This window comes from Streptococcus pluranimalium (assembly GCF_047785705.1).
GTDB classification, from domain to species: Bacteria; Bacillota; Bacilli; order Lactobacillales; family Streptococcaceae; genus Streptococcus; species Streptococcus pluranimalium_A.
In genome coordinates this window covers 29,872-43,557 of sequence record NZ_JBLOJV010000011.1, presented here as the reverse complement: position 1 = coordinate 43,557, position 13,686 = coordinate 29,872, and the positions used below count along the sequence as shown (strand labels likewise).

15 protein-coding genes are annotated in these 13,686 nt (G+C 39.5%); 2 read left to right on the top strand and 13 right to left on the bottom strand.

Translation table 11 applies throughout. The annotated features are described in order from the left end of the window. The 8 genes from ACMZ6Z_RS04500 to ACMZ6Z_RS04465 are packed head-to-tail and all read right to left on the bottom strand — an operon-like array spanning position 1 to position 6,423. Positions 1-576 carry a lysozyme family protein gene (locus ACMZ6Z_RS04500; RefSeq protein WP_416131412.1) on the bottom strand — a complete coding sequence of 192 codons (576 nt, stop codon included), beginning with the start codon at positions 574-576 and terminating at the stop codon, positions 1-3. Between the two features lie 38 nt (positions 577-614). Then, on the bottom strand, positions 615-1,589 hold the full coding sequence (locus ACMZ6Z_RS04495) for a nucleoid-associated protein (protein ID WP_416131411.1): 975 nt from the start codon (positions 1,587-1,589) through the stop codon (positions 615-617). Further along, entirely contained in the window at positions 1,583-2,851 is a 1,269-nt protein-coding gene (gene glyA, locus ACMZ6Z_RS04490) for a serine hydroxymethyltransferase (RefSeq protein WP_416131410.1), read from the bottom strand. Before glyA ends, ACMZ6Z_RS04495 begins: the two co-directional genes overlap by 7 nt. A gap of 12 nt (positions 2,852-2,863) precedes the next feature. Then, complete coding sequence (locus ACMZ6Z_RS04485) at positions 2,864-3,292, bottom strand: GNAT family N-acetyltransferase (protein ID WP_416131409.1); 429 nt, start codon at positions 3,290-3,292, stop codon at positions 2,864-2,866. A gap of 11 nt (positions 3,293-3,303) precedes the next feature. Next, positions 3,304-3,903, bottom strand: a complete 600-nt coding sequence (locus ACMZ6Z_RS04480; protein WP_416131408.1) for an L-threonylcarbamoyladenylate synthase — start codon at positions 3,901-3,903, stop codon at positions 3,304-3,306. Further along, on the bottom strand, positions 3,900-4,727 hold the full coding sequence (gene prmC, locus ACMZ6Z_RS04475) for a peptide chain release factor N(5)-glutamine methyltransferase (protein WP_416131407.1): 828 nt from the start codon (positions 4,725-4,727) through the stop codon (positions 3,900-3,902). Before prmC ends, ACMZ6Z_RS04480 begins: the two co-directional genes overlap by 4 nt. Beyond that, the gene (gene prfA, locus ACMZ6Z_RS04470) at positions 4,727-5,809 is read right to left on the bottom strand and encodes a peptide chain release factor 1 (protein ID WP_416131406.1); all 1,083 of its coding nucleotides are present in this window, start codon (positions 5,807-5,809) and stop codon (positions 4,727-4,729) included. The genes prmC and prfA overlap by 1 nt, the downstream gene beginning before the upstream one ends. 35 nt (positions 5,810-5,844) lie before the next feature. Further along, a complete protein-coding gene (locus tag ACMZ6Z_RS04465; protein WP_416131405.1) occupies positions 5,845-6,423 on the bottom strand; it encodes a thymidine kinase in 579 nt (192 codons plus the stop codon). Between the two features lie 251 nt (positions 6,424-6,674). Here ACMZ6Z_RS04465 and ACMZ6Z_RS04460 point away from each other — a divergent pair, with 251 nt between their 5' ends. Together ACMZ6Z_RS04460 and ACMZ6Z_RS04455 are read left to right on the top strand one after the other, a co-directional pair. Then, positions 6,675-6,860, top strand: a complete 186-nt coding sequence (locus tag ACMZ6Z_RS04460) for a 4-oxalocrotonate tautomerase (protein ID WP_416131404.1) — start codon at positions 6,675-6,677, stop codon at positions 6,858-6,860. Positions 6,861-6,866: 6 nt separating this feature from the next. Continuing rightward, positions 6,867-7,823 carry an FAD:protein FMN transferase gene (locus ACMZ6Z_RS04455; RefSeq protein WP_416131403.1) on the top strand — a complete coding sequence of 319 codons (957 nt, stop codon included), beginning with the start codon at positions 6,867-6,869 and terminating at the stop codon, positions 7,821-7,823. 104 nt (positions 7,824-7,927) lie between these two features. Here the strand turns inward: ACMZ6Z_RS04455 and ACMZ6Z_RS04450 are convergent, their stop codons facing one another. From ACMZ6Z_RS04450 to ACMZ6Z_RS04430, 5 genes are all read right to left on the bottom strand, one after another. Further along, the gene (locus tag ACMZ6Z_RS04450; RefSeq protein ID WP_416131402.1) at positions 7,928-8,266 is read right to left on the bottom strand and encodes an ATP cone domain-containing protein; all 339 of its coding nucleotides are present in this window, start codon (positions 8,264-8,266) and stop codon (positions 7,928-7,930) included. A 172-nt stretch (positions 8,267-8,438) separates the two neighbouring features. Beyond that, positions 8,439-9,806 carry a H2O-forming NADH oxidase gene (gene nox, locus ACMZ6Z_RS04445; protein ID WP_416131401.1) on the bottom strand — a complete coding sequence of 456 codons (1,368 nt, stop codon included), beginning with the start codon at positions 9,804-9,806 and terminating at the stop codon, positions 8,439-8,441. A gap of 244 nt (positions 9,807-10,050) precedes the next feature. After that, complete coding sequence (locus tag ACMZ6Z_RS04440; RefSeq protein ID WP_416131400.1) at positions 10,051-11,217, bottom strand: mannitol-1-phosphate 5-dehydrogenase; 1,167 nt, start codon at positions 11,215-11,217, stop codon at positions 10,051-10,053. 13 nt (positions 11,218-11,230) lie between these two features. Continuing rightward, positions 11,231-11,668 (bottom strand): PTS sugar transporter subunit IIA, encoded by a 438-nt coding sequence (locus ACMZ6Z_RS04435; RefSeq protein WP_416131399.1) that lies wholly within the window; start codon positions 11,666-11,668, stop codon positions 11,231-11,233. A 1-nt stretch (position 11,669) separates the two neighbouring features. Then, a complete protein-coding gene (locus ACMZ6Z_RS04430; protein WP_416131398.1) occupies positions 11,670-13,619 on the bottom strand; it encodes a BglG family transcription antiterminator in 1,950 nt (649 codons plus the stop codon). Between the last annotated feature and the right edge of the window lie 67 nt (positions 13,620-13,686).

Genomic DNA, 13,686 nt, shown 5'->3' with positions numbered 1-13,686 from the left:
TTAGCCTTTCTTAAAATAACTCATTAACTTAATCAGCAAAAGATGGCATTGCACTTGCTTGGCATAGTAGATATTGCCGCCATTACGATACAATTCACCGCCACCGTAGAAAAGGGCCACAGGGTGATAATAGCGATAAGTGTCACCAGTTTGATTGCCTAGACTTGGAGCAACGACGGATTTTGAGTACTCTTTTGCCAAATCGATCGTGCTTTTACCACCATGCCTAGCCACATAGTCAATATAAGCACTTCCAAAATTATAAGCTTGAACGGCGGTCCAAACATCTGTTTCATTAGCCGTAGCCTTGGCTAAGTTTTCAGATAAGACGGTAATCCCTTGTCTGACACTCTCACGACTATCTGTAATGGTATTGATCAGACCAGTCGAGCTTTCACTAGACTGCATCAAATCAACCTCTTTTCCCTTGGTTTCAGTGTAAATCATGGCTAAAACCAGATCCTCATTGGTGGTGGAATCATTTTCAGTCAAAATGCCCTCGACCATTGGACGGTAAGATAAGACTGTGGAGACATCGTGATGGACTTTAAAGAGTTGAAAAGAAAACCAAATCATTAAAAGGCAAAGCAGTGTTTTTTTGATAACTCTAAACATTATTTATTGGTAATATCCTGAATATTTTTGATTAAGATAGCGTAAGTGCCATCTGGGTTTTGGATAAATTCGACCGAATCGGCATCTTGATAGACCTTATTAGGAACTAGTAACTCAATGCCATTTGATAAGGATAATCTCTGGCTTTCTAATTTCTTAGATTGACGACTATGGTCAATATCAGCCACAGAAACAGGTTCTGGAAGCGTTTCTTTGATTTGATCCACAAAGGTCAGTCGAGCCGTTAGATGGTCTTCAAAGAGCTGATTAGCCAATTTTTCTGGTGACAAGGCTTGCTCTTCTTCCATGTGTTGATGAATGGCTGTTTTGATTTTTGATTGAAATTGAAAATCATCCTTATTGAACTGCTCTGCGATTTTTTGAGCTGTATTTTCCAACAGTTTGATGGATTTTTTGACAGACTGCTCCGGCTGAACTTGAAGCAGCTGCTTTGAAAAGTAATTTTCAAAGGCGCCATTATGCTTAATACGCTTTTCAATCAAGTAATACTGCTTCGTTTTGACATTGATAATAAAGGCTTCATCAGGTGTCTGTGAGGCACTTGGTAAATTATTTTGCGTCAAGGAGATTGGATGGTCACCCTCAGATAGATGCGCCAAATGCTCGCGCAAGGCAAGCCTTAAAAAGGCAAAATGCGTCTGACCATCTTTGTCAAAGGTTATAAAAACAAGATCGTTCGTTTTTTGATGGTCAGAGCCGACAAAGGCTTCTTTCCAAAGGTTTGCAATGGTGATGGACGCCTCAAAGAGTTGATCATTCACATGCTCTAGAAAAGGATGATCATCAGGTAAAGTGCCACGTTTGGCATCATCTGAAAATACCTTTGAGATCTTTTTACGAAAATAATCATCCAAGCGAGGGGTAAAAGACAGGGCTTTTTCTGCCAAGAGTAGGCTGGTATCATTAGGGCTAAACTGGTGGATCACTAATTGCTTTAAATACAAATCTAACATGATGCCTCATTTTCATATAGAGGAAAAGCGTCTGTCAGAGCCTTTACCTCATCTCTGATTTCTGCTAAAACAGTCTCATTATCCGCATTTTTAAGGGCTTTGATGATCAGCTTAGCAATAATGATAGCTTGATCTTCCTTCATCCCACGGCTGGTAATGGCTGGGCTACCAATACGGATGCCAGATGTTTTAAATGGCGATAATTGCTCATTTGGAATGGCATTTTTATTGAGGGTGATATTGACCTCATCTAAAAGATGTTGCGCCACTTTGCCATTTTCCACCACCTTAGTCACATCAACGAGGAAAAGGTGATTGTCTGTGCCATTAGAAATCAAGCGAAAATCTGGGTCTGCATGAAAGACATCAGCCATGGCTTTTGCATTAGCTAATACTTGCTTATTATAGGCTTTAAAGGCAGGATCGAGTGCTTCCTTGAAGGCTACAGCTTTTGCTGCGATCACATGCTCTAAAGGTCCCCCTTGAAGACCAGGGAAGATAGCTGAGTTGATTTTTTTTGCCAAGGTTTCATCATTGGTTAAAATCAAGCCACCACGTGGTCCTCGAAGGGTTTTATGGGTCGTTGAGGTCACCACATCAGCGTAAGCAACAGGATTATCATGCAGACCACTGGCTACCAAACCGGCAATGTGTGCCATATCTACCATGAGTTTGGCGCCCACCTGATCAGCTATGTCACGAAATGCTTTAAAATCAATGGCTTTCGAATAAGCCGATGCCCCTGCTACGATGAGCTGGGGTTTGACATCTTTTGCTTTTTCTAAAATAGCATCGTAATCCAGTTCTTCTGTGTGCTCATCCACACCGTAGGCTTCAAAGTGATAAGTTTTGCCAGAAAAATTAACAGAAGCACCGTGGGTCAGGTGTCCACCAGCGGACAAATCCATCCCCAATACTGTATCGCCTGGCTCAATCAAGGCCATGTAAGCTGCCGCATTGGCCTGACTACCAGAATGCGGTTGAACATTGGCAAAGTTAGCACCAAATAAGGCCTTGGCACGCTCTATGGCTAGGTTTTCAATCACATCTACCGCTTGGGTACCACCATAATAGCGATTACCTGGATACCCTTCGGCATATTTGTTGGTCAATAATGAACCTTGGGCTGCCATGACAGCTTTTGATACCACGTTTTCAGAAGCAATTAGCTCAATGTTATTCTGCTGGCGGTCTGCTTCTGCCTGGATAGCCTGCCATAATTCTGTATCATATGCTTTAAAATCATTGTTGTTAAAAATCATTTGTGTACCTCATCATTTTTTAATAAAGCGAATTTGTGTTTTATCACCATTGTATCCCATCTGACGGTAAAAAGCATGCGCTGCTTTACGGTCACTTCCTGAATTCAACCGAATAAAGGCAACGTTTTTTGTGTTAGCTTGTTTTTCCAAAGCTAAGAGTAAGGCTTTCCCAATGCCTTGTCCTTGAAAATCTGGTAATACTGCTAGGGCAAGAACATTTAATCCAGTCTCCGAATACAAGCTCTCGTAGACTTCGGCATGAATGTAGCCAACAATCTGATGCGACAAATGATCCTCAAAACCGATCAGAAGATGCTTGCTACTCTTGGAGAGTTTTTTGAATTGTTGTTGTGTCATTTCAAGTGTCACAGGATAGCCCAGTGACCGCTCATTAATCTCACGAACAGCTGGCATATCAGCCATAGTTAAAGAACGAAGCATAAAACCTCCTATTAAAACTGAAGTTCGGGTATGACTGCTACTAAATCCTGTTTTGAAACAGCACCTTGTCTCAAGATTTTAGCCCTATGACCAGATAAATCAAGGATCGTGGAGTCCCTACCAGTCAAAAAGACATCATCTTGGTAACCTAGGACTTGCTGATCAAACTCTTGCATAATCGCTGCAAAATGCTTCCCACTTTCTTGTCCGGATTTGTTGGCTGATGGGCCAATCAGTGGCCCATGCTGAGCGATCAAGGCTCGGGTAACAGGATGACTCGGTAGGCGAAAACCAACACTGTCTAAGCCAGAATTGATCCAGGCAGGCACCTGATCATTTGCCTGCAAAATAATGGTTAAAGGACCGGGTAAAAAAGCGGTATAAAGGTCTTTTAAATAGCTTGGTTGGTTTTTAGAGAATCTGATGATATCGTCATAACTAGCCACGTTAAGATTCATGGCTTTGTCTCTTGAGCGTTCTTTCAAGTCATAGACAAGGTCAACAGAAGATGGCATCAAAGCCTTGGCAAAAAGTCCATAAACAGTTTCTGTCGGCAAGACCACTCCTTGTCCTTCTTCCAGTTTTTGAGATAGTTCTTCCAGACTTGTCATTTTTGTAGCACCACCATTCTATCCTTGCCAAAACTGTCTTTTAAGAGAACTACTTGAGACTTGGGAAAGGCTTTTTCTAGCATCTCTTTGACACGCTGACCTTGTTTGTAGCCGATTTCAAAATAAAGCGTTCCTTTATCCTTTAAAAACCGGTCAGCTTCTGAGATGATTTGCTCATAAATAGCATAGCCTTGCTTATCAGCAAAAAGTGCCAAGTGAGGTTCATGAGATAGGACATTTTTGCCCACCTCATCTTGATCTTCTTTGGAGATGTAAGGCGGGTTTGACACGATAATATCAAACTTATCTGAAACCTGGCTGAAAAGATCTGATTGTAACCAACGGATTTTTAAGCCAAGTTTTTCACCATTATCGCTAGCAATCTCTAAAGCAGTTTTAGAAATATCAAGGGCCGTGATCTGCCAATCTGGACGATTAGCCTTTAACGCTAAAGCAATGGCACCACTACCAGTGCCAATGTCTAATACACTCAAGGATTGAGCAGGGTGCTGAGCTAAGATAAGATCAACCAATTCTTCTGTCTCAGGGCGTGGAATCAACACATCAGGAGAAACGATTAAGGTCAAGTCTTTAAAATAACTGTAGCCAAGATAGTGCTGGACTGGCTGATGTTTGCTCAAATGATCAAAAATAGTGGCTAAAAGCAGCTGGTCTTCTGATGAGACTTCCTTGGCTTGATGGAAGGCAAAATCAGTCAAGGACCATTTTTTGAGCTCCTTAAAGGCAAAGGTGAGAGCTTCTTTTTCCTCACCTATGGCTTCAAGATGATCTTCCAACTCTTGGATCAACTGTCTGTAAGTCATCATGCTTGGTTTAATGTTTCGAGTTTTTGTGTTTGATCGTATAAGATAAGAGCATCCACCACATCATCCATTTTTCCTGAAAGAATCGTGTCTAACTTTTGAAGGGTCAAACCGATACGGTGGTCGGTTACACGGTTTTGCGGGAAATTATAGGTTCGAATACGCTCTGAGCGATCCCCTGTTCCAATCGTTGACTTACGCTCAGCATCTTGCTCGTCCTGTGCGATTTGAGCAAAGTGATCCGCCACACGTGCCCGAATAATTTTCATCGCTTTATCACGGTTTTTTTGCTGTGTCCGCTCTTCTTGCATTTCAACCTTAATACCTGTCGGAATGTGAACTACACGAACAGCTGTAGCAACCTTGTTGACATTCTGACCACCTGCTCCTGAGGCATGGTAAATGTCCACGCGAAGGTCTTTTGAATCAATATCATAGTCGACTTCTTCAACTTCTGGCATAATCAAGACCGTAGCTGTTGAAGTATGAACACGGCCTTGGCTTTCTGTAACTGGCACACGTTGCACACGGTGAGCACCTGATTCGTATTTTAACTTTGAGTATACGGATTGACCAGAGACCATAGCGACAACTTCCTTGATACCACCAACGCCATTATAAGATGCTTCCATCACCTCAAAGCGCCATCCTTGCGTTTCAGCGTATTTTTGGTACATTTGTAAAAGATCACCTGCAAATAAGGCTGCCTCATCGCCACCTGCTGCGCCACGGATTTCTAAGATAATGTTTTTATCATCATTTGGATCTTTAGGCAAGAGTAAGATTTTTAATTTTTCTTCATATTCTTCTTTGGCAGCTTTAGATTCTTTTAATTCTTCTTTGGCCATTTCTTCCAAATCAGCATCACCTGCAGCATCCTTGATCATCTCCTCAGCATCAGTGATGTTTTGAATGATTTGTTTATAATCCCGATAAGTTGCTACCGTCTCACGGATACTAGCTTCTTCCTTTGATAAGGCCATGAAACGTTTGGTATCTGAAACAACCGCTGGATCAGATAATAACTCTCCTAGTTCTTCGTATCGGTCTTCTACCGCTTGTAATTGATCATAGATATTCATTGCTTTTTCCCTTTCTCTAGCAACTTCAGTCACCCTTATTCTTGGTTTAAGGTTGGGTTAAAATAATGTTTTCGACAAACAGATGTGTAAGTGTCGTTACCACCAATCTGGATTTGGTCTCCATCATAAACGGCTTTCCCATCTTCCATCCTAAGTACCATGGTAGCTTTTTTAGAACAATACTGGCAAATGGTTTTGATTTCATCAATCTTATCAGCCAATAATAAAAAGTATTTTGATCCCTCAAACAGTTCATTTCTAAAGTCATTTTTAAGACCAAATGCCATCACAGGAATTTCCAACTCATCAACTACTCTTGCCAAATCATAAACGTTAGCTTTAGTCAAAAATTGGCACTCATCAATTAAAACACAATAAGGTTTAATGGCTTGGTCTTGAATAAAACCGTAAATATCTGTCTCTGGCGTGATAACTGCTGCCTGACGTTTGACACCAATGCGGCTTGAAACATAGCCAACACCATCTCGATTATCCAGAGCACTGGTCATCAAAATAATAGGCTTGCCTTGCTCTTCGTAATTATAGGCAACTTTTAGTATCTCAATGGATTTCCCAGAATTCATCGTGCCATAGCGATAATATAATTGTGCCAACAGAACCAACCTCTTCTTTCAATGTCTTATCCATTTTACCATAAAATCAAAGCCTTGGCGACTAGAGAAACGCCTTAAAAAAGTCTGACAAAAAGAAGCATTTGTGTTACAATCAAAATCAAGCTAGACCAGACGAAGCCTGAGATAAAACAAAGCTTCGTCAAGACAAGTCAAAATAGCGTTTTGATGTTTAAGATAGAACCATAAATAAAACACTCCCACCTCATCTGATCAAGTCAAGGAGAAAACCGATGCCATTTGTTAAAATTGATTTATTTGAAGGACGCTCTGATGAGCAAAAAGCGCAACTTGCTCGTGAAGTTACCGAAGTGGTTGCTCGAGTTGCCAAGGCTCCCAAAGAAGCCATTCATATCATTATCAATGACCTACCTGAAGGAAGCTACTTCCCTCAAGGTGAGATGAAGACCAAAAACTAAATACTAATGCCTTTAAAATCCCATACCCTTAGCTTGATGGGAACTGATATTACCCTTCTGATTGACAGTGAGCATGCCGACCAGCTAATCAGTGATTGTGTCAAACGCCTCCATCAGTATCATCACCGCTTTAGCGCTAATGATGTCACTTCTGAGCTCATGGCCATCAATCGTATGGCTGGTATCGCTCCTGTCAAGGTTCATCCAGAGCTCTTAGAGTTGATATTACTTGGTCAAACGCATAGCCTAGCCAGTCCTAGCCAGCTTAATATTGCTATTGGACCTTTGGTTGATCTATGGCGTATTGGCTTTTTAGATGCTCGAATCCCCCAACCAACAGAAATCAAAGAAACACTCAAGCTCATCAATCCTCAACACATTTACCTAAATAAGAATAATCAAAGCGTTTTTTTAAGCCAAAAAAAGATGGGGATTGATCTCGGTGCTGTCGCTAAAGGTTACATTGCCGACCGTATCATTGACTATTTGAAATCGCAAGCAGTGACTTCTGCTATGATCAATATTGGTGGCAATGTGCTGGTTTATGGTCCTAATCCCGAAAGATTTGACCATAGATGGTATATCGGCATCCAAAATCCCAGTAAAAAACGAGGACAAGCTATCGGAATGCTTAAGATTCAGGATCAGTCTGTTGTTACCTCTGGTGTCTACGAGCGCCGCTTGGTTCATGAAGGCCAAACCTACCATCATATCCTAGATAGCAAAACAGGCTATCCTATCGAAAGCGAGATGATTAGCCTAACGATTGTATCTGATACTTCGGTTGACGGTGATATTTGGACGAGCAGACTCTTTGGACTTCCTCTCAAACAAGTCATCTCAACCCTCAATGCCACCCCTGAAATTGAAGGGTTAATCTTGACAAAAGCCCAACAAGTGATCCTGTCAGAAGGCCTAAAACAAAATTATCAAAGTTTCTATGATAGCGACTTGACACGTTGATTTAATGTTTATCGTTATAAAAAAAGCACATCATATCAAGGTGTTTTGAATACCTGGTATGATGTGCTTTTTTCTAATCTTTGTAATTTTACTCCAAATGAAGTCTACATGACTTGCTCAAAATGAAGGTGTACGATAACCTTATCATGATAACCATTACGCTCTAAATCTCTTTGTAGGCGATAAGAAATGTAATGTTCAGCAATATTGATAAAGCCGGCATCCATTAGACGATTCTCAACCAAAGATTGAATCATATTGATGGTTGGACGTTCCACTTGAGCTTCTTCTAAATCAAGAACAACTTTTTTAGTTACTTGCGCCAGTTTTGAGCGCCAATTGTCATCAATCACATAAACTGTTTGAGCAGCCTTTATAATGGCTTGAAAAATCTTTTCAGGATTAAAGTCAACAATCTGCCCATCACGTTTGATAATTTGCATACAAGTATCTCCTTTCATTACACCATAATTTCTTATCTTTATTATGCAAGGGATGTCATCTTTTGTCAAGTTAAAGTCCTTATAAACTCATCCAAAATACTAGAAAACCTTCAACTTTTTCGTCGCTAAAATAAAAAGATTAGGATTTTTGTCCTAATCTCTTTGATGATAACTATTCAGCACCAAGTGCAGCCATAGTAATGTAGTTGTATGGTTTGTTAAAGTGTGGCAAGAAGAAGATATCCATTAGTGATAGTTCTTCGATGGTGACATGTTTCATGATTGCTAGTGAGAACATGTGGATACCCATTGACATGTCTTCACGTGATACCATTTGGCATCCAAGAACACGACGAGTGTCTTTATCGTAAACAATCTTAATAGCTACTTCGTGGTTATCGTGCTTGATAAACTCTGGTTTTTGAAGGTCGTTAAAAGATGCTACCGCTGCGTTGAAACCAGCTTGGTTAGCGCGTTCTTCTGTAAGACCAGTTGATACCATGTTTAAGCCAAAGATAGAGATACCATTTGACCCTTGAACCCCAACACCTTCCAAGTCATGACCACACGCGTTGTGAGCAGCCACAATACCAGTACGAACAGCATTTGAAGCAAGAGCGATATAGCTAATGTCATCACGTGCGTTATCGTAGATTGTTGCACAGTCACCGATAGCATAAACGTCTTTTTTACTTGTTTCTTGTTTTTTGTCAACAATCCAAGCACCATTGCCCAATGTCTCAAGTTGACCTTTTGCAATAGCAGTATTTGGACGGAAACCAACACACATGATAACCATGTCAACATCAAATGTTTCTTTGTCAGTGACAAGGCGTTCCACTTTACCGTCACCCTCAACAGCTTTAACAGCTTGACCAAGCGCCAGTTTTACACCGTTATCTTCAAGGTTTTTGTTCATCATGGCTGTAAAGTCACGGTCATAGTAAGCACCCATAACAGTATCAGCGATATCAACAAGAACAACCTCTTTGCCTTTGCGTTGGAAGGCTTCAGCAAGTTCAACACCGATGTAACCACCACCTACAACAGCGACACGCTCAATACCTGGTTTTTCAAGACGATCAATAACATCTGCAGAGTTTTGGTATAATTTCACAAATTGAAGGTTTTCAAGAGTTGCTTCAAATTCACGCGAACCTTCTTTAATTTCAACACCTTTAATTGGAGGAACAATCGGTTGTGATCCTGTCGCAAGAACTAACTTGTCGTATGATTCAATATGTTCTTTACCATCAACAAGAGCTGTCACTTCTTTTTTATCAAAGTCAATGTCAACGACTGGAGCTTCCATGTAAACTTTAGCTCCCATGCCTTCTAACTGCTCTTTATCTGAGTAGAAAAGACCTTCTGGACCATCGATTTGCTCACCAATCCAAAGCGCCATACCACATCCCAAAAATGAGATATTTGAGTTTTGGTCAAATGTTACGATTTCATTTTCTGAACCGTAGTTTGACAACATAGTTTTGATACTTGCTGTACCAGCATGGTTAGTACCAACAACAACGATTTTAGACATATTAAAAATCTCCAATATATTTATTTACTTGTTAAGTATAACACAAACCAATCAATTTTTCAATTCATTTGTTGATGTTATCACAAACAAGTAGAGTAACCTTATGTTAACGCTTTCTATTTTACCAAAAGTCAGTTTAGTTGGCAAGTATTACCATAGAAACGCTCGCGATAAACGTCTAAGGTATAGAGTGAAAAGGGAAGATTGACGCTATCTATTCAAAACAACTGACGGCTAGTAATCATCAATCTCTCTCTTTATCATGACCCATTTTCTCAACACTTGTCACAATTTGGTCAATTAGGTCTTGATCAGAAAGTCCAGTTACATCTACAACAACATTACTCAATGCTTTTTCTCCTAACAAGTCTTGCAGGCGGATACTTTGTTCATCATTGTTGTCTTTGTAAGCAAAAACAAATGCGACTGTTTTAAGAAGATTGTCATAGGATAGTCCGCAGTCACGCAATTCACGAATGGGGCGGATAAAGCGTTCATCAAAACCAAGTTTGCGAATTGGCGTACGAGCCACACGAACCACATCATCTACAATATAGGGATTTTCAAAACGACTGATAATCACTTCATGATAGGCTTTTAGGTCTGATTCATTAAATCGCCACTTAGTAATAAGAAGGGAGCGTATTTCAGTAAGAACAGCCTCTAACTGTTCTTTGACAGCTGCGTTGTGAAGGGCTTCAAGAATGGTTTTAGCACCATAATAAGCTCCTGTATACGCTGCAGTTGCGTGACCTGAGTTAACGGAAAATAATTTACGTTCAATAAAGGGTTCTAAATCGTTTTCGTAATGCACACCTACCAGTTTCAATTCCGCATTTCTCATACGGCTTGTCTCAATAACCCATTCGCTAAATGGTTCAACGACAACAAACAGTGGGTCATCATGACTTTGGGCTGGCACAATACGGTCAACAGCAGCATTAGGAAAACCAACGTACTCTTCAACATAGGCTAATTCATCTTCTAAAAGGTATTTTTTGACTTCTTCATACAAGAATTGTGAACCACCAATCATGTTTTCACAAGCTAAAACATCGATAGCTTGTCTACTACCAGCTTGCTTACGAACTTTCAAACCATCTGCAATCAATTCAGCGATAAAGGGTAAAATAGTTGGTCCGATAGCTGTTGTAATTAAATCGGCTTCTGCTATTGCTGCAACAACATCTGCAGGATTTTTAGCATTGTTAATCCCTGAAACATTTGAAATGGTAATATGGCGCTTGCCATCTTCAGCAATTTCAATATCATAGCTGTGACGATCATTTAAAGCATCAATAATCGTTTCATTAACATCCACAAAATTAATGGCAAAATCATTGGCAGCTAAAATCTCACCAATAAAACCACGACCAATATTACCGGCACCAAAGTGTACTGCTTTTTTCATAAGGTTCTCCTTCTTATGTAACACTGTTCAATAAACGAATAAGATCGTCTTTTGTTTGCGCATCGGCCAATGTGACAACATTATCGACATCCGCACAAAAGATTGAAATTTTTTGAATCATATCCAAGTGCTCATTGCCAATGCCAGCAATACCAAATAAAACAGTCGCTATCTGAGGATTGTCATCAGTTCCAAAATTTACACCTTTAGGAACTTGAACGACTGTGATTCCAGATTTTAAAACATCCTTTTTAGCCTCATCTGTCCCATGCGGTATAGCAATGAAGTTTCCCATATAAACAGATAAGTCTTCGTTACGTGTGATCATAGCATCAACGTATGATGGGTTAACATAGCCACCATCCTTGAGAAGATCACCACAATAGCGAATGGCATCTTCTTTAGTTTTAAAGGTTTGATTTAACTTGATTAGTTCTTTTTCAAATTGCATGTTAATTCTCCAATTTCTTGATATTTTCGGTGAAAATTTGGTTTAGTAATTGATAAATAATCGCTTGATTACCAGTTTTATAAATCTCTGTATAGAGATGATTTTCAATGATTGATTGACCAATTGCTGTCATCAGTTCCCTAACAGTATCACTCTCATCCATGCCTGTCAGCATGACTAGTACCCTTGAAATGACTTCAGGTGTTCTATTCATGGAAATAGCTGATACAGGCTGTTCTAAATCACAAATGTAAAATCCTGACTGTTTGACACTTTTCGACTGCGTATGTAAAAGCATCAAGCCAGTTTCAGGGATAGCCATAGGACTTTGCTCAAAGCGTCGAATGAGTTTAGATGATAAATAATCCTTATCGGAAATGCCAGGCAAAGGATTAACCACAGCTCTAACAGTGGGTTCAAAGAAAGCAATATTGGAAATCTGATAGATGTCAAAGGACTGTAATAGCCCTTGACTGACTGCTAGATAATCTTGGACGTCAAAATGAGCTTCTATCGGTAAGTCCTCCCTAACCACTACATCACGATTTTCCTGAACACGCTGCAGGTAATCCTGTAAAGCAAGGAGTTCTTTCCCATCAGGATAAATCGAGATAAAATAGAGATTTTTCTTTGTAGGCTGAGTAGTTAAAATAGCGTCATATTGTTGTATAGAAGATGGCTCAAACTGACTTGGTGAGGTCACGCTTAATCGCTCAATAAAAGGAGCTAAGTTTTTAATCCTAGTTATTAAAAGTTCTCTAGCCAGGGGACGCTCATCACTCAACAATAAGAGACGTATTGGATAAATATCAGGACTTCTCCTCAAACTAGACGCAAAATGTATTGAAATCAACTCATATTCATTTTCTGTCTGTAAATACGGTGGAAAGATATCTTTTACCAATAAGCTGACAACTCTATGCAGATGTGAACTATGCTTTAAGGCACGATGTGCTATAACATTTTGACCGGACTCTCCAAAAATTGCTGGGACAGCTAAACTTAAGCGAATATGATTAAAGAGAAACTTAAACAGAACTTGATCTTTAGCAAAATTAATTTTGGTATATAAAGATACTTTATCGATTAAATTAGAAATATTGTAATAAAACTCACTGTCTACTTGTTCCTGAAAAAGAGGAACTGGCTGGCGTTTGATGACAAATTCATCTAAACGTTGGGCAAAATACAAAATCTCTTGTAAGTTAAAGAGTTGACCAGACTTTTTCGCATAATTATTAAATAAAGATTGGGTTAATTCAAGAGCTTCTTTACTCACTGGACGACTTTGAAGATCCAGCCGATTAACATTAGCAAGGCTCAAAAGCACAATTAAGAAGTGCCCCATAATTGTGTCCAACTCAGGTAGTTGATCTCCAATTTGCTCAAATAATTTTTGGGCAATGTTGAATTGCTTAACATCAAACCATGATAACTGCAACTGATCCAGTTTACTAAAGTCAGAAACTGCTAAAATTTGTGTCAAAATAACAGCCGCTATCCACCTTTTTGAGCCATTATCACCTTCAAGTGAATAGCCTCCCTGACGGTTAATACGAAGTGAAAAATCATGAAACCGCTGCTCAATTGTGGAAATATCTTGAATAATGGTTACATTACTAACCGTAAATTGCTTTTGTAATATATCATTGGTTAAAGGTTCTTTCTCCATTAATAAAGAGAGAGCTATCAAAGAAAGTCTTTCTTGTTGAGAATAAGTCTCTTGGTAGTGATACTGTTCGAGATGGTCTAATTCACCAGACAGGTAATATTTACCAGACTCCTTCAAAATACTGATTTGAATCGTGTTTAGGCTCTCTGTTAAGTCTGCAATCGTTCGATAAGTTGTTCGTTTAGATACTTGTAAAATATCCGTTAGTTGATTGATGGAAAGCTTCCCATACTCCTGGAAAGCTTTCAACAATTGTTTTTCGCGTTTTGTCAATAGCATAAACTTATTATACTACTTTTCTATTTTTGCTTTCAATGTCACTTTAAAAGATTCCCTCTAAGTTACA